The 15,811-nt window shown below is 70.0% G+C and carries 13 protein-coding genes and 1 pseudogene; 10 read left to right on the top strand and 4 right to left on the bottom strand.

The window, feature by feature from the left end; translation table 11 throughout:
- The first annotated feature begins 119 nt into the window (after window positions 1-119).
- The gene (locus ACIBVL_RS10445) at window positions 120-1,580 is read left to right on the top strand and encodes an aldehyde dehydrogenase family protein (RefSeq protein WP_399095136.1); all 1,461 of its coding nucleotides are present in this window, start codon (window positions 120-122) and stop codon (window positions 1,578-1,580) included.
- A 29-nt stretch (window positions 1,581-1,609) separates the two neighbouring features.
- Window positions 1,610-1,980, top strand: a pseudogene (locus ACIBVL_RS10440) (hypothetical protein).
- Window positions 1,981-2,023: 43 nt separating this feature from the next.
- Here the strand turns inward: ACIBVL_RS10440 and ACIBVL_RS10435 are convergent.
- Window positions 2,024-3,424, bottom strand: coding sequence for a glutamate decarboxylase (locus tag ACIBVL_RS10435; protein WP_399095133.1), 1,401 nt, complete (start codon window positions 3,422-3,424; stop codon window positions 2,024-2,026).
- A gap of 176 nt (window positions 3,425-3,600) precedes the next feature.
- On the opposite strand from ACIBVL_RS10435, the gene ACIBVL_RS10430 reads away from it, so the two are divergent.
- Complete coding sequence (locus tag ACIBVL_RS10430) at window positions 3,601-4,362, top strand: MerR family transcriptional regulator (protein ID WP_399095130.1); 762 nt, start codon at window positions 3,601-3,603, stop codon at window positions 4,360-4,362.
- Window positions 4,363-4,397: 35 nt separating this feature from the next.
- Here ACIBVL_RS10430 and ACIBVL_RS10425 read toward each other — a convergent pair whose 3' ends face one another.
- Window positions 4,398-4,763, bottom strand: a complete 366-nt coding sequence (locus ACIBVL_RS10425; RefSeq protein ID WP_399095127.1) for a YbjQ family protein — start codon at window positions 4,761-4,763, stop codon at window positions 4,398-4,400.
- A gap of 138 nt (window positions 4,764-4,901) precedes the next feature.
- On the opposite strand from ACIBVL_RS10425, the gene ACIBVL_RS10420 reads away from it, so the two are divergent.
- On the top strand, window positions 4,902-5,744 hold the full coding sequence (locus ACIBVL_RS10420; RefSeq protein ID WP_399095124.1) for a DedA family protein: 843 nt from the start codon (window positions 4,902-4,904) through the stop codon (window positions 5,742-5,744).
- A 41-nt stretch (window positions 5,745-5,785) separates the two neighbouring features.
- Here ACIBVL_RS10420 and ACIBVL_RS10415 read toward each other — a convergent pair whose 3' ends face one another.
- Window positions 5,786-7,441 carry a threonine/serine exporter ThrE family protein gene (locus ACIBVL_RS10415; protein ID WP_399095121.1) on the bottom strand — a complete coding sequence of 552 codons (1,656 nt, stop codon included), beginning with the start codon at window positions 7,439-7,441 and terminating at the stop codon, window positions 5,786-5,788.
- Between the two features lie 105 nt (window positions 7,442-7,546).
- A complete protein-coding gene (locus ACIBVL_RS10410; RefSeq protein ID WP_055637912.1) occupies window positions 7,547-8,038 on the bottom strand; it encodes an inorganic diphosphatase in 492 nt (163 codons plus the stop codon).
- A 79-nt stretch (window positions 8,039-8,117) separates the two neighbouring features.
- Here ACIBVL_RS10410 and dacB point away from each other — a divergent pair, with 79 nt between their 5' ends.
- The 6 genes from dacB (at window position 8,118) to folE (ending at window position 15,811) form a co-directional block, all read left to right on the top strand.
- Window positions 8,118-9,779: a D-alanyl-D-alanine carboxypeptidase/D-alanyl-D-alanine-endopeptidase gene (gene dacB / locus ACIBVL_RS10405; protein WP_399095118.1), complete on the top strand. Its 1,662-nt coding sequence runs from the start codon at window positions 8,118-8,120 to the stop codon at window positions 9,777-9,779.
- Between the two features lie 110 nt (window positions 9,780-9,889).
- Window positions 9,890-11,023: a zinc-dependent metalloprotease gene (locus tag ACIBVL_RS10400; RefSeq protein ID WP_399095115.1), complete on the top strand. Its 1,134-nt coding sequence runs from the start codon at window positions 9,890-9,892 to the stop codon at window positions 11,021-11,023.
- Window positions 11,024-11,214: 191 nt separating this feature from the next.
- Window positions 11,215-12,237 (top strand): tRNA lysidine(34) synthetase TilS, encoded by a 1,023-nt coding sequence (tilS, locus tag ACIBVL_RS10395; RefSeq protein ID WP_399095112.1) that lies wholly within the window; start codon window positions 11,215-11,217, stop codon window positions 12,235-12,237.
- A 53-nt stretch (window positions 12,238-12,290) separates the two neighbouring features.
- Window positions 12,291-12,851: a hypoxanthine phosphoribosyltransferase gene (gene hpt / locus ACIBVL_RS10390; RefSeq protein WP_399095108.1), complete on the top strand. Its 561-nt coding sequence runs from the start codon at window positions 12,291-12,293 to the stop codon at window positions 12,849-12,851.
- 184 nt (window positions 12,852-13,035) lie between these two features.
- Window positions 13,036-15,075: an ATP-dependent zinc metalloprotease FtsH gene (ftsH, locus tag ACIBVL_RS10385; RefSeq protein WP_399095105.1), complete on the top strand. Its 2,040-nt coding sequence runs from the start codon at window positions 13,036-13,038 to the stop codon at window positions 15,073-15,075.
- A gap of 130 nt (window positions 15,076-15,205) precedes the next feature.
- Window positions 15,206-15,811: a GTP cyclohydrolase I FolE gene (gene folE / locus ACIBVL_RS10380; RefSeq protein ID WP_399095102.1), complete on the top strand. Its 606-nt coding sequence runs from the start codon at window positions 15,206-15,208 to the stop codon at window positions 15,809-15,811.

The following is a 15,811-nucleotide window of genomic DNA, read 5'->3' as shown; positions in this document are numbered from 1 at the left end:
CGGCTTCCTGAGGGTTTTCCCTCAAGTAACGGGGCGCTGCCCCAACGTCCTTGCAACACACGTACGATGACGTGTGATCAGATCGTGACGTCGATCGCAGCAGGGGATTGAGGGATCACATGTCGTCCTACTTCACGGACCTGGCCCAGCAGTACATCGACGGTAAGTGGCGTCCGGGGACCGGGTCCTGGGACATCATCGACTTCAACCCCTACGACGGCGAGAAGCTCGCCTCGATCACCATAGCCACCGTCGACGAGGTCGACGAGGCCTTCCGCGCCGCCGCCCGCGCGCAGAAGGAGTGGGCCGCGACCAACGCCTACGCCCGCCGCTCGGTGTTCGAGAAGGTGCTGCGGCTGGTCGAGGAGCGCGAGGCCGAGATCAGCGAGGTCCTCGTCGCCGAGGCCGGCGGCACCCTCGGGAAAGCCGGCTTCGAACTCCACCTGGCCAAGGAGTTCCTGCGCGAGTCGATCCATCTGTCGCTGCGTCCCGAAGGCCGTATCCTCCCCTCGCCGATCGACGGCAAGGAGAACCGCGTCTACCGCGAGCCGGTCGGCGTGGTCGGTGTGATCAGCCCCTTCAACGTGCCCCTCCTGCTGTCGCTGAAGTCCGTGGCCCCCGCGCTGGCCCTCGGCAACGCCGTGGTGCTCAAGCCGCACCAGAACACCCCGATCGCCGGCGGCACCATCATCGCCAAGCTCTTCGAGGACGCCGGTCTGCCCCCGGGCCTGCTGAACGTCGTCGTGACCGACATCGCCGAGATCGGTGACGCCTTCCTGGAGCACCCGATCCCGCGGGTCATCTCCTTCACCGGCTCCGACAAGGTCGGCCGGCATGTCGCCACGGTCGCCGCCTCGCACTTCAAGCGGTCCATCATCGAACTCGGCGGCAACAGCGCCTTCGTCGTCCTCGACGACGCCGACGTGGACTACGCGGTCGACGCCGCCGTCTTCAGCCGCTTCATCCACCAGGGCCAGGTCTGCATGGCCGCCAACCGGATCCTGGTGGACCGTTCCATCGCCGACGAGTTCACCGAGAAGTTCGTCGCCAAGGTGAAGACGCTCAAGGCCGGCGACCCGCGCGACCCCGGGACCCTCATCGGCCCGGTGATCAACTCCCAGCAGGCGGAGGCCGTGTCCGGCGCGGTCGAGCAGGCGATGGCCGAGGGCGCGACCGCCCTCCTCCACGGCACGACCACCGACAACCTCGTCGAGCCGTCCGTCCTCGCCGGCCTCCCCCTCGACTCCGCCCTGCTCCAGCAGGAGGTCTTCGGCCCGGTCGCCTTCATCAACACCTTCGACGGCGAGGAGGAGGCCCTCCGTATCGCCAACGACACGCCGTACGGGCTGAGCGGCGCCGTCCACACCGCCGACGTCGAGCGCGGCGTCGCCTTCGCCAAGCAGATCGTCACCGGCATGTTCCACGTCAACGACGCCACCGTCCACGACGAGCCGATCGTCCCCTTCGGCGGCGAGAAGAACTCCGGCGTCGGCCGCCTCAACGGCGAGACGACCCTCGAGGCCTTCACCACCACCAAGTGGATCTCGGTCCAGCACGGGCGCAGCGGCTTCCCGTTCTGAGGCTCCGCCGAAGGACTTGGCCCGGGCCCATGCCGGCGATCCGTCTGCTCGTGCCGGGTGCCGTGCGCCGGCACGGGCGGGCCCACGGCTACCAGGTCCGCGGCGACCTGGAGTACTGGGGCGCCACGAGTGGTCCAACGCCGAGCCGGGCTCGATCCACCACGCCCTGAAACAGACGGCGAAACAAGGACTGCTGCTGCTGGGCCACATCGGCGAGATCATGAACCTCTGGGTCCACACGGCCGACGCCGAGGCCGGGTGGACCCGGGGACTCGTCGGACGCGTCGAGGGCGGGGTGTACACCTCCGCGGGCGAGGGCGAGCCGTTCGTCGGCGTCCTGGCCGAGGGCGAGGTGAACCCGGACGCGACGGGGGTGCGCCATCCGGGCGACGACCGCTGAAGCCGCTGGTCGGCCGGTGGTGGCCGGCCCGGTGGTGGCCGGTCTAGTGGTGGAAGCTGGTCGCGGCCTCCTTGTCCCGTGTCACCGGCTGCGGCTGCCGCCGCAGTTCCGGGAGGAGACGCGTCAGGTTCTCCACGAACAGGTCCGCCAGGTCCGCCGAGAAGCCGTTGCGGCACACCACCCTGAGGACGGACAGGTCCTCCCGGTTCGGCGGGAAGGTGTACGCCGGCAGCAGCCAGCCGCTCTCCCGCATCCGCCGGGAGACGTCGAAGACGTCGTACGCCGTCACGTCCGGCGCCGTCGTGAAGGCGAAGACGGGCAGTTCGTCGCCCCGGGTGAGCAGCCGGAAGTCGCCCAGCGCCTCGACCCGGTCGGCGATGCTCCGGGCCACGTGCCGCGTGGTCTGCTGCACGGCCCGGTAGCCCTCGCGGCCGAGCCGCACCAGCGTGTAGTACTGGGCGACGACCTGGGCGCCGGGGCGGGAGAAGTTCAGTGCGAAGGTCGGCATGTCGCCGCCCAGGTAGTTGACCCGGAAGACGAGTTCCTCGGGCAGCGCCTCGCTGTCGCGCCACAGCGCCCAGCCGACCCCGGGATACACCAGGCCGTACTTGTGCCCCGAGGTGTTGATCGACGCCACGCGCGGGAGACGGAAGTCCCACACCAGGTCCTCGTCGAGGAAGGGCGCGATCATCGCCCCCGACGCGCCGTCCACGTGCACCGGGATGTCGAGGCCGCTGCGCTCCTGGAGGGCGTCCAGGGCCGCGCAGAGGTCCGCGATCGGCTCGTAGGAGCCGTCGAAGGTGGAGCCGAGGATGCCGACGACCCCGATGGTGTTCTCGTCACACAGGTCGGCGGCGGCCTGCGGGTCGAGATGGAAACGGTCGCCCTCCATCGGGATCAGACGGGGCTCGACCTCCCAGAAGTTGCAGAACTTCTCCCAGCACACCTGCACATTGACACCCATGACGAGATTCGGCCGCGCCCCCGGGGCCGGATGCCGTCTGCTCCAGCGGCGCTTCAGCGCCATCCCGGCCAGCATGCACGCCTCGCTGGACCCGGTCGTCGAACACCCCACGGCCGCCGACGGATCCGGCGCGTTCCACAGATCGGCGAGCATCGCCACGCAGCGCCGCTCCAGCTCGGCCGTGCGGGGGTACTCGTCCTTGTCGATCATGTTCTTGTCGCGGCACTCCGCCATCAGCATCTCGGCCTGCGGCTCCATCCAGGTGGTGACGAAGGTGGCCAGGTTGAGCCGGGAGTTGCCGTCCAGCATCAGCTCGTCGTGCACCAGCTGATACGCCGACGAGGGGGCCATCGGGGTGTCCGGCAGCCGGTGCTTGGGCGGGGCCCCGGTCATGCCGCCGACCGGGTTGGCCTCGCCGTAGAAGGGGTTCAGGGAGAGGGGGCGCTCGTCGGGCTTCTCGGGACCTCTGTGCAACGCCATGCTGGTACCTCCTGGCGGATCAACGGTTGTCGACGGACGGGGGTTCCCTGGCTCACGGGCCCACGATAGGCGGGCAGAACGGGACGAACATCTCGAAGATGCCCGCGGGGGGACTTGCACCTCACGTGACGTGAGGACGCACCGTGGAGCGCGTACCGAGAAGGGAGCGGGCAGAAGTGAGCTACTCCGTAGGACAGGTCGCCGGATTCGCCGGGGTCACGGTGCGCACCCTGCACCACTACGACGAGATCGGACTGCTCGTCCCGGGCGGCCGCAGCGACGCCGGCCACCGGCGCTACGACGACGCCGACCTCGACCGGCTGCAGCAGATCCTGTTCTACCGCGAGCTCGGTTTCCCGCTCGAGGAGGTCGCCGCCCTGCTCGACGACCCGGCCGCGGACCCGCGCGCGCACCTGCGCCGGCAGCACGACCTGCTGACCGCCCGGATCGAGAAGCTGCAGAAGATGGCCGCGGCCGTGGAAAACGCCATGGAGGCACGGAAGATGGGCATCAACCTCACCCCCGAGGAGAAGTTCGAGGTCTTCGGCGACAAGGACCCCGAGCAGTACGCCGAAGAGGCGGAGGCGCGCTGGGGCGGAACCGAGGCCTACGCCGAGTCGCAGCGTCGCGCCGCCCGCTACACCAAGGACGACTGGAAACGCATCCAGGCCGAGGTGGGAGCGTGGGGCGAGCGGTACACGGACCTGATGGCCGCGGGGGAGCCCCCGACCGGCGAGGCGGCCATGCACCTGGCAGAGGAACACCGGCGGCACATCGGCACCTGGTACTTCGAGTGCCCCTACGAGATGCACCGCGCCCTGGGGGAGATGTACGTCTCCGACGAGCGCTTCAAGGCGTTCTACGACTCCCTGCGCCCGGGCCTCGCCGAGCACCTCAGGGACGCCATCCTGGCCAACGCGACCCGAAACACACCCTAGGGCCGCGGCAGGCACCGGAGTCCCGGCCCGGGGGGTCACTCCCGGGCCACGACCACCGCCGTTCCGTACGCGCAGACCTCGGTGCCCACGTCCGCCGCCTCCGTGACGTCGAAGCGGAACATCAGCACGCCGTTGGCGCCACGCGCGCGTGCCTGCTCGACGAGCCGTTCCATGGCCTGGTTGCGGGTCTGCACCAGGGTCTTCGTCAACCCTTTGAGCTCCCCGCCGATCATCGACTTCAGGCCCGCGCCGATCTGGCTGCCGAGGTGCCGTGAGCGCACGGTCAGCCCGAAGACCTCACCGATGACCTCCTGCACACGGAATCCGGGAACGTCGTTCGTGGTGACGACCAGTACGTCCGGCTGGGGCCCCTGGCCGCCGCCGAAATCATCGATGCCCATGTTCACAGCTTTGACCGAGGAGGGGCACAGTGCATCCTGGGGGGAGCCCTGGGAACCTGGTCCTGTGGCGCCGCGTTGATAGCTTGGGGCGGTCTCTTCGCCGCACCGACCGCCTTCACCCCTCAGGAGCCCGCAACCGTGACGACTCTTGCCCTCGGACCGAGCTGGCTGGACCCCGACTACCTGCTCGACACGTTCGGCATCTGGGGCCTGCTGCTCATCGTCTTCGCGGAGTCCGGCCTGCTCATCGGGTTCTTCCTGCCCGGCGACTCCCTGCTGTTCACCGCCGGCCTGCTGATCACCTCGAACCAGCTGGACTTCCCGCTGTGGGCCGCGATCGCCCTGATCTGCGTCGCCGCGATCCTCGGCGACCAGGCGGGTTACATGTTCGGCAAGAAGGTGGGCCCGTCCCTCTTCAGCCGCCCGGACTCCCGCCTCTTCAAGCAGGAGAACGTCACCAAGGCCCACGAGTTCTTCGAGAAGCACGGCCCGAAGTCCCTGGTCCTGGCCCGCTTCGTGCCCATCGTGCGCACCTTCACGCCGATCATCGCCGGCGTCAGCGGCATGAAGTACCGCTCCTTCCTGGTCTTCAACGTCATCGGCGGCGTCCTGTGGGGCGCGGGCGTGACCCTGCTCGGCTCCTGGCTGGGCAACATCGACTTCGTCAACAAGAACATCGAGGCGATCCTCATCCTGATCGTCCTCGTCTCGGTGGTCCCGATCGTCATCGAGTTCCTGAGGGCCCGCTCCCAGGCCAGGAAGAACCCCCCGCAGCAGCAGCCTCCGACGGCCGAACAGCAGCAGCCGTACCAGCCTCAGTACCCCGTCATGGACGACGCGACGACCCAGCTCCGCCGCATCGACAGCCAGCCCCAGCAGAACGACTACTACGGCAACGGCAACGGCAACGAGTACTACGGCGGCCGGCAGCAGTACCCCCAGCAGCAGTATCCGTACAACAACCAGAACCAGGGGTACTAGGGGGTGTATCCCCCGCAGTGCCCAGAAGGGGCGCGGGGCGATCAGAATCCCCGCGTCCGCTTGGCGGCACGCCGCTTCTCGGGGGACCCGATCCGCAGGAACAGCCGCGACACCTCGTTACCCAGGTTCACCCCGATGGCGATGGCCATCGCCAGCGCCGCGGCCTTGGACAACGAGACCAACCCCTCGTCGACCTCGTTCTGCGCGATCGCCAACAGCCCGAAATACGTCGCCGACCCCGGCAACAGGGGCCCGATCGCCGCGGTCGTGTACGGCAGCGCCGACGCGAACCGGTACCGCGACAGCAACTGCCCGAAGAGCCCGACCACCCCCGCCGCGACGGCCGTGGAGGCCACGGGCGAGATGCCGCCGGCGTAGCGCATGGCGCCGTACACGCACCACGCGACGCCCCCGTTGAGCGTCACGGCCAGCACGGTGGATCGTTCCTGCTGGAGCAGCACGGCGAACGTCAGCGACAGCAGCATCGACGCACCGATCTGCCACAGCGGCCGCTCGCTGATGCCCAGGGCCGCGTCGGGGTTGAGATGGGCGCCGAGCTGGACACCGACGTAGAGCGTCGCCAGCACGCCCACCACGATGCCCACGAAGAGGTACATGACCTCCAGCAGCCGCGCCGCCGCGGTGATGTAGAAGCCGGTCAGCCCGTCCTGGACGCCCGCCACCAGCGCCCGCCCGGGCAGCAGCGCGAACAGCCCACCGGTGATGACCGCGGACGCCTTCACGTCGACGTGGGCCAGTGTGAGCGCGATGCCCATCGCGGCCGACGGCATCGCGGCGACCAGGAACTGGTAGAACTCCGGCAGCCCGCGCCCCGCGCACAGCCATGCCAGCCGGTCGCCGAGCATCGCCCCGAGCATGGCCGCCACGAACACGACCCCGTCACCGCCGACGAGCACCGAGGCCGCGCCCGCGAGCAGTCCGCTCGCCGAGGTCAGCACCCAGGTCGGGTAGGGGTGGCGGTTGCGGCGGATCTCCGCGAGCCGCCGGTAGGCCTCCTCCAGGGAGATGTGGGTCTCCGGGTCGCTCAGGTCGTCCACGAGGCGGAAGACGGCCGCCAGGCGCGTGTAGTCGGTGCCCCGGCGGCGTACCGTCCGGGACGCCGTGACGGGGTCCTCCACCAGGGACGGCTGGTACGAGATCGACAGCAGTGTGAAGGTGACGTTGGGCTCGCAGCGGTCCAGCCCGTACGACCGGCACACCGCGAACATCGCGGCCTCCACGTCCTCCGCGCCCTCCCCGCCGGCCAGCAGCAACTCCCCGATGCGCAGGGTCAGGTCGAGCACGCGAGGGACGGCCGGACCGCCCTCCTCCGCCTTCGGCCCGGGCTCCGGCGCGGGCCGCTCGGCGACCGGCATCCGCAGCATCGTGCGCATCCGGTCCTGCCAGGGCACGTCCTTGGTCAGACTGACCACGGGTATGCCCTCGGCGGGCGTGAACGCCGCCGGGGCGCTGCGTGCGCTGTACGTACTGGGCGGACTGAACGCCGACCCCTCGGCCTCCCCGACGGGCGCCACGTCCAGCCCCTCCGGCACGGCGAACTCCGACGTGGTCTCCGGTTCACCGCCCACTCTGGGCACGGCCAGCCCCTCCGGGAGGGCGAACTCGGAGGTCACCTCGGGGTCGTAGACCCCCCTCGCCTCGTCCGACTGCGGCTTGCGGTACTCCGCCTCCGTCACTGAGCAAGCTCCCTGAACGACGCCTTCCGTAGGCCTCAGTATGCGCACAGACACGCGAAAGGGCCGCACGCGCCCGCGTGCGGCCCTTCCCGGGACTACGGAAGGTCAGTGACCGCCCTGGTCCTTGAAGCGCTTGTACGACCGCTCGATCTCGGCCTCGGCGTCGGTACGGCCCACCCAGTCGGCGCCCTCGACGGACTTGCCGGGCTCCAGGTCCTTGTAGACCTCGAAGAAGTGCTGGATCTCCAGGCGGTCGAACTCCGACACGTGGTGGATGTCGCGCAGGTGCTCCACGCGCGGGTCGGTCGCCGGGACACACAGCAGCTTGTCGTCGCCGCCGGCCTCGTCGGTCATGCGGAACATGCCGATCGCGCGGCAGCGGATCAGGCAGCCGGGAAAGGTCGGCTCGTCCAGGATGACCAGCGCGTCCAGCGGGTCGCCGTCCTCGCCGAGGGTGTTCTCGACGAAGCCGTAGTCGGTCGGGTAGGCGGTCGAGGTGAAGAGTCGACGGTCCAGGCGGATCCGACCGGTCTCGTGGTCCACCTCGTACTTGTTCCGCGAACCCTTCGGGATCTCGATCGTGACGTCGAACTCCACCGGTGGCTCCTCCATGATCAGCACATAGTTCTGGTGGTTAAGTGTCCCTCACGCAGGTGTGTGATCGCGAAAGGGGCTGGTGGTCGTGCCAGAGCTGAGGCCTTGGCGAGCCGCGAGACCGCATGTGGCGCGGGTCGCGGACGCCGTACGACCGCGTCTGGCACGGGTCGCAGGGATCGTACGGCCCGCTCTCGCGCGCGTGTCGGCGGCCGCCGAGCCGCAGGTCGCACGGCTGGCACAGGCGGCGGGACCGCAGCTCGCGCGGATCACGAAGGCCGGTCCGAACGCCAGGTCCTGGCAGTACACCGCGGGTGCGACGACCGCCGGTCTGGCGCTGGCCGCCGGCGTGGTGACCGCCGCCGGCCCCTGGGACTCCACGGGTCAGCGTACGGCCGAGCGGGACCGGGCCATCGCCCTGGAACGGACGGGTGGCACAGATCACGGCCGAAAGGACGATTCGTCCCGTACGTCCGACACGGCGGCCGGAGCGCCCCGGCCCGCCCCCAGCGCCGCCTCCGTCCTCACCGGCCTCGGCGGGGCAACCGGGGCAGTGAAGTCCGCCCCGGACGCCCTGCCGACCGGCACCGGCCTGGCGGCGGTCCTGGACCGGCTCCTGGCCGACCCCGCCCTCGGCGCCCGCCACACCGCCGCCGTCGTCGACGTGGCCACCGGCAAGCGTCTCTTCGGCGCCGGAGCCGACCAGGCGCTGACCCCCGCCTCCACCACCAAGATCGCCACCGCCGTCGCCGCGCTCTCCTCGATGGGCGCCGACCACCTCCTCACCACCCGCGCCGCCCTCGAACCCGACACCGGGGAGCTCGTCCTCGTCGGCGGCGGCGATCCCACCCTCACCGCCCGCAAGGACGCCGAGGGCTGGGCGAGCCTGCGCACCCTCGCCGCCTCGACGGCCCAGGCGCTCAAGAAACGGGGCGTCACCGACGTGACCCTCTCGTACGACACCACCTTGTTCGCCGGCCCCGAAATTCACCCCATCGGGGTCAACCCCAACCTCGCCCCCGTCACCGCCCTCACGGCCGACGAGGGCCGCACCGACGACTCGACCAGCGGCCCGGTGACCCGCGTCGCCGACCCGGCGGCCGACGCCACCCGCAAGTTCGCGGCATTCCTGAAGGCCGACGGCATCAGCACCACGGCCCCCGGGCCCTCGAAGGCGACCACGCGCGCGCAGACGCTCGCCACCGTCTCCTCGCCGCCGCTGTCCACCTTGGTCGAACGCATGCTCACCAACAGCGACAACGACATCGCGGAGGCCCTCGCCCGCCAGACCGCCGTCGCCACCGGCCTACCCGCCGACTTCGCGGGCGCCGGCAAGGCCCTCGAGACCCAGCTGAAGAAGCTCGGCGTGCCGCTGACGGGTGCCGCCTTCAAGGACGGCAGCGGTCTCAACCGCGCGGACCGCCTCACCGCGGACCTGCTCACCGCCCTCCTGGCCAAGGCGGGCGACCCGGACCGGCCCGACCTGCGCCCCGTCCTCACCGGTCTGCCCGTCGCCGGCTTCACCGGCACCCTCAGCACCCGCTACGCCGACGGCGCCGCCGGCGTCGTACGCGCCAAGACCGGCACCCTCACCGGCGTGAACACCCTGGCCGGCACGGTCGTGGACCAGGACGGCCGCCTGCTCGCCTTCGCCCTGCTGACCTCCGACACCACCGATCCGGCAGCGGCCCAGACCGTACTGGACCGGGCGGCGACGGCGCTGGCGGGGTGCGGCTGCCGGTGACCGCTCCCCTTCCGGGGGATTCCCGGTGACCGCCGCCCCCGACCCCGACGTCTCCCTGATCGCCCCCGCGCGGCCTGCCCGAAGCGGCAGCGCTCACGTACGGTTGACACATGACGAGCATCGGTGGTGCGGCATCTGCTGGGATGGTCGACTGGAATCTCGCGGTGGCGACCGCGACCCGGCTCGTGCGGCCGGGCCCGGAAGTCAGCCGTGACGAAGCACGGACCGTCGTCGCGGAGTTGCGCCGGCACGCCAAGGCCTCCGAGGGGCACGTCCGCGGATTCACCCGGATGGGCACGGAGGACATACACGACACCCCGATCCTCGTCGTCGACCGCCCCGGTTGGGTCCGGGCCAACGTCGCCGGGTTCCGGGAGATCCTCAAACCCCTCCTCGACAAGATGCAGGAGCGCCGCGGCAACAGCCCCGGAGGCGCGGTCCTCGGCGCCGTCGGAGGCAAGGTCACCGGCGTCGAACTGGGCATGCTGCTGTCGTTCCTCGCCTCCCGCGTCCTCGGCCAGTACGAGACCTTCGCCCCCTCGACCCGCGACCTCCCCGCCGGCGCCAAGAACGGCGGCCGTCTGCTCCTGGTCGCCCCCAACATCGTCCACGTGGAACGCGAACTCGACGTGGACCCCCACGACTTCCGCCTCTGGGTCTGCCTGCACGAGGAGACCCACCGCACCCAGTTCTCCGCGGTGCCCTGGCTGCGCGACCACCTGGAGGGCGAAATCCAGTCGTTCCTGGGGGAGACCGACGTCGACCCCATGACCTTCCTGGAGCGCGTCAGGGAAGCCGCCCAGTCCCTCGCCGGCGGGCGCCCCGAGGGCGAGGAGGACGACGGCGGCCACTCCCTCGTGGAACTCGTGCAGACCCCGGCCCAGCGGGAGATCCTCGGCCGCCTCACCGCCGTGATGTCCCTCCTGGAGGGCCACGCCGACTTCGTGATGGACGGGGTCGGCCCCGAGGTCGTGCCGACCGTCTCCGAGATCCGCGAGAAGTTCCAGCAGCGCCGCGCCAAGGGCGCCTCCCGGCTGGACGTCGCGCTGCGCAAACTGCTCGGCCTGGACGCCAAACTCCGGCAGTACAAGGACGGCGAGCGCTTCGTGCGGGCCGTCGTCGACGAGGTCGGCATGGACGGCTTCAACCGCGTGTGGACCTCCCCGAACACCCTCCCGACCAAGGCCGAGATCTCCCAACCGGCGGACTGGGTCGCCCGGGTGCACCGCAAGGCCGATTCGTGAGCACGCGAAGACCGGAGTGAACCGAATCCGGCCGCACGGCAGGCGAACGCCCCTGCAATCACCCGTCCGAGGGACCGTGAGCCCTCGACAGGCGTGCGATGCTCGGGGAGCGGCCCGGTTCTGTCACCATCTACACACTCTGAGTGACCGGACTCGGGCTCACCCCCCGAACTTCATGAAGGGAACCGGACATGGGTCCCCATCCAGCGGTCGCGGCGATACGCCTGGCGGTCCGCCGCGTCCTCCACGACATCCTCAACGACCACCAGGCCCCCGAAGCGGGGGCGCACGAGCATCCGCCCGCGCCGCTCGTCCTCGTGGCGTGCTCCGGCGGCGCCGACTCCATGGCGCTCGCCTCCGCCCTCGCCTTCGAGGCCCCCCGGCTCGGTATCCGCGCCGGTGGCGTCACCGTCGACCACGGCCTGCAGCCCGGCTCCGACCTGCGCGCCGAAGACGTCGTGCTGCGCCTGCGCGGACTCGGCCTCGGCCCCGTCGAGGCCACCGCCGTCGCCGTCGGCCGCCAAGGCGGACCCGAAGCCGCCGCCCGCGACGCCCGCTACGCCGCCCTGGACGCCGCCGCCGAACGCCACGGCGCCGCCGCCGTCCTCCTCGGCCACACCCGCGACGACCAGGCCGAGACCGTCCTGCTCGGCCTCGCCCGCGGCTCCGGCATCCGCTCCCTGTCCGGAATGGCCGCGGTCTCGGGGGCCGGCGGCCGTTACCGCCGCCCCTTCCTCGAACTCGACCGGCAGACCGCCCGCAAGGCCTGCATGGTCCAGTCCCTCCCCGTCTGGGACGACCCGCACAACGCCGACCCGGCCTACACCCGCTCCCGGCTCCGCCACGAAGGCCTGCCCGCCCTGGAGAAGGCCCTCGGCAAGGGAGTCGTCGAGGCCCTCGCCCGGACGGCCCAGCTCTCCCGCGACGACGCCGACGCCCTCGACGCCTGGGCCCGCCGCGCCGAGGCCTCCGTACGGGACGCCGCGGGCCTGCTGGAGTGCGCCAAGCTCTATTCCCTGCCGCCCGCCGTCCGACGCCGCATCCTGCGCCGCGCGGCCATCGAGGCGGGCGCCCCGGCCGGTTCCCTGTTCGCCCGGCACATCGAGGAGGTCGACCGGCTGATCACCGGCTGGCGCGGCCAGGGAGCCATCAATCTCCCCGGCAAAGTCGTCGCCCAGCGGCAGGGTGGCAGACTGGTGATTCGGCAAGGCTGATGCGCGACCCTCCGCACGGAGGGTCCGGGCGGCCGCTGGGACGACCGAAAGTGATGCGGGTGGACGCGAAAGACATGGGTGCCGACCTCAAGCAGGTACTCATCACCAAGGAAGAGATCGACGCGAAGCTGGTCGAGCTGGCCGCGAAGATCGACGCTGAGTACGCGGGCAAGGACCTGCTGATCGTCGGCGTCCTGAAGGGCGCGGTGATGGTCATGGCCGACCTCGCCCGGGCGCTGTCCACCCCCGTCACCATGGACTGGATGGCCGTGTCGTCGTACGGCGCGGGTACCCAGTCCTCCGGTGTCGTGCGGATCCTCAAGGACCTCGACACCGACATCAAGGGCAAGCACGTCCTCATCGTCGAGGACATCATCGACTCCGGCCTGACCCTGTCCTGGCTGATCAACAACCTCGGCTCCCGCGAGCCCGAGTCCCTGAAGATCTGCACGCTGCTGCGCAAGCCGGACGCCGCCAAGGTCGCCATCGACGTCGAGTGGGTCGGCTTCGACATCCCCAACGAGTTCGTCGTCGGCTACGGCCTCGACTACGCCGAGAAGTACCGCAACCTCCCGTTCGTCGGTACGCTCGCGCCGCACGTCTACGGCGGCTGAACCCTTCGGGGACCAAGCTCGCAGGACGATCGGGAACCCCGGCGGCCCTCGCGCCGTTGGAGCATGCAGACGGGTTGCCAGCCGGACTGTGCGGCTTCGCGCGACGAAGCTGGGGTACCGTCAGAAGAACTGTCTTATCAAACTCACTATGGCAGGAGGGACGGGGCGACACCGCTCCGTATGGATGGACGTGAAGCGATACTTCCGTGGGCCGGTCATGTGGATCGTGCTGGCCGTCCTTGCCGTGGTCGTGTTGATGCAGGTCGTCGGCTCGTCCGGCGGCTACAAGACGGTGGACACCGGCCAGGTCGTGGCAGCGATCAACGACAACAAGGTCGAGTCGGCCAAGCTCACCACCGGTGACGAGCAGACCATCAAGGTCACACTCAAGGACGGCGTAAAGGTCAAGGACAGCTCGAAGATCCAGGCGAGCTACATCGGCGACCAGGGCGTGACCATCGCCAACACGCTGCAGACCAAGTACCAGGACAAGCAGATCCCGGACGGCTACACGGTTTCTCCGACGAAGCAGAACGCCTTCGTCGGGATCCTGCTGTCCCTGCTCCCCTTCGTCCTCATCGTGGTCGTGTTCCTGTTCCTGATGAATCAGATGCAGGGCGGCGGCTCCCGCGTCATGAACTTCGGCAAGTCCAAGGCGAAGCTCATCACCAAGGACACCCCGAAGACGACGTTCGCGGACGTCGCCGGTTCGGACGAGGCCGTCGAGGAGCTCCACGAGATCAAGGAGTTCCTGCAGGAACCGGCGAAGTTCCAGGCCGTCGGCGCCAAGATCCCCAAGGGTGTGCTCCTGTACGGGCCTCCCGGCACCGGCAAGACCCTGCTCGCGCGCGCCGTCGCCGGCGAGGCGGGCGTCCCCTTCTACTCGATCTCCGGTTCCGACTTCGTCGAGATGTTCGTCGGTGTCGGTGCCTCCCGGGTCCGTGACCTCTTCGAGCAGGCCAAGGCGAACGCTCCGGCGATCGTCTTCGTCGACGAGATCGACGCGGTCGGCCGCCACCGCGGCGCCGGCCTCGGCGGCGGTCACGACGAGCGCGAGCAGACCCTCAACCAGCTGCTCGTCGAGATGGACGGCTTCGACGTCAAGGGCGGCGTGATCCTCATCGCCGCGACGAACCGGCCCGACATCCTCGACCCCGCGTTGCTGCGCCCCGGCCGCTTCGACCGCCAGATCGCGGTCGACCGCCCGGACATGCAGGGGCGCCTGGAGATCCTCAAGGTCCACCAGAAGGGCAAGCCGGTCGCGCCGGACGTGGACCTGTCCGCCGTCGCCCGCCGCACCCCCGGCTTCACGGGCGCCGATCTCTCCAACGTGCTGAACGAGGCCGCGCTGCTGACGGCCCGCTCGGACCGGAAGCTGATCGACAACCAGATGCTGGACGAGGCGATCGACCGCGTGGTCGCGGGCCCGCAGAAGCGGACCCGGATCATGTCGGACAAGGAAAAGAAGATCACCGCGTACCACGAGGGCGGTCACGCCCTGGTCGCGGCGGCCTCCCCGAACTCCGACCCGGTCCACAAGATCACGATCCTCTCGCGAGGCCGTGCCCTGGGCTACACGATGGTCCTCCCCGACGAGGACAAGTACTCGACCACGCGCAACGAGATGCTGGACCAGCTGGCCTACATGCTGGGTGGCCGCGCGGCCGAGGAACTCGTCTTCCACGACCCGACCACGGGCGCGGCGAACGACATCGAGAAGGCCACCGCCACCGCCCGCGCGATGGTCACCCAGTACGGCATGACCGAGCGTCTGGGCGCGATCAAGTTCGGCGGCGACAACACCGAGCCGTTCCTCGGCCGTGAGATGGCTCACCAGCGTGACTACTCGGAAGAGGTCGCCGCGCTGGTGGACGAGGAAGTCAAGAAGCTGATCGAGAACGCGCACAACGAAGCCTGGGAAATCCTGGTGGAGAACCGCGACGTCCTCGACAACCTCGTGCTTCAGCTGCTGGAGAAGGAGACGCTGGGCAAGGAGGAGATCGCCGAGATCTTCGCCCCCATCCACAAGCGTCCTCCGCGGCCGGCCTGGACCGGCTCCTCCCGCCGCACGCCGTCCACCCGCCCGCCGGTGCTCTCCCCCAAGGAGCTCGCACTGACGAACGGCGCGAACGGCGCGACCCCGGCGATCTCCACGGCCAAGTCCACCGCGGCGGAGTCCGCACCGGTGGCCGAGCCCACCCCGGAGGACCGTCCCGAGAGCTGACGGGCTCCCGGGGGCCCCATCAAGGCCCGGAATGAATGCCGCGCCCCCCAGGTTCTAGCCTGGGGGGCGCGGCATTTGGGTATGACCGATTTCGTTTGCCCTTGTGGGACACGTAGGAACGAGGCAGCACATGACCGACCCCGTGACGCTGGACGGCGAGGGCATCATCGGCGAGTTCGACGAGAAGCGTGCCGAGAACGCCGTACGCGAACTGCTCCTGGCGGTCGGCGAGGACCCGGACCGTGAGGGACTGAGGGAGACCCCGGCACGGGTGGCGCGGGCGTATCGGGAGCTTCTGGCGGGGCATACGCAGGTGCCCGAGGATGTCCTGACGACGACGTTCGATCTCGGCCACGACGAGATGGTCCTCGTCAAGGACATCGAAATCGTGTCGTTGTGCGAGCATCACATGTTGCCGTTCCACGGGGTGGCCCACGTCGGGTACATCCCGGCGGACAGTGGCAAGATCACCGGGCTCTCGAAGCTCGCGCGGTTGGTCGAGGTGTTCGCCCGCCGTCTGCAGGTGCAGGAACGGCTCACCACTCAGGTCGCCGACTCCCTCATGCGCATCCTCGAGGCCCGGGGCGTGATCGTCGTCATCGAGGCCGAGCACATGTGCATGTCGGTGCGGGGGATTCGCAAGCCCGGTGCCAAGACGACCACCTCGGCGGTGCGAGGTCAGCTTCGCGACGCCACGACCCGCGCCGAGGCGATGAGCCTGATACTGGCGCGCTGA

Origin of the sequence: Streptomyces sp. NPDC049687 (assembly GCF_044465285.1) — a bacterium.
GTDB lineage: Bacteria > Actinomycetota > Actinomycetes > Streptomycetales > Streptomycetaceae > Streptomyces.
This window is presented reverse-complemented; position numbering and strand designations above follow the sequence as displayed.

What these genes read in the sequence shown, in the direction of transcription:
- ACIBVL_RS10445 (WP_399095136.1), top strand. Translation starts at nt 120, where the DNA reads ATGTCGTCCTACTTCACGGACCTGGCCCAGCAGTACATCGACGGTAAG.
- ACIBVL_RS10435 (WP_399095133.1), bottom strand. Translation starts at nt 3,424, where the DNA reads ATGGCGTTGCACAGAGGTCCCGAGAAGCCCGACGAGCGCCCCCTCTCC.
- ACIBVL_RS10425 (WP_399095127.1), bottom strand. Translation starts at nt 4,763, where the DNA reads ATGGGCATCGATGATTTCGGCGGCGGCCAGGGGCCCCAGCCGGACGTA.
- ACIBVL_RS10400 (WP_399095115.1), top strand. Translation starts at nt 9,890, where the DNA reads ATGACGAGCATCGGTGGTGCGGCATCTGCTGGGATGGTCGACTGGAAT.
- tilS (WP_399095112.1), top strand. Translation starts at nt 11,215, where the DNA reads ATGGGTCCCCATCCAGCGGTCGCGGCGATACGCCTGGCGGTCCGCCGC.
- hpt (WP_399095108.1), top strand. Translation starts at nt 12,291, where the DNA reads ATGCGGGTGGACGCGAAAGACATGGGTGCCGACCTCAAGCAGGTACTC.
- ftsH (WP_399095105.1), top strand. Translation starts at nt 13,036, where the DNA reads ATGGACGTGAAGCGATACTTCCGTGGGCCGGTCATGTGGATCGTGCTG.
- folE (WP_399095102.1), top strand. Translation starts at nt 15,206, where the DNA reads ATGACCGACCCCGTGACGCTGGACGGCGAGGGCATCATCGGCGAGTTC.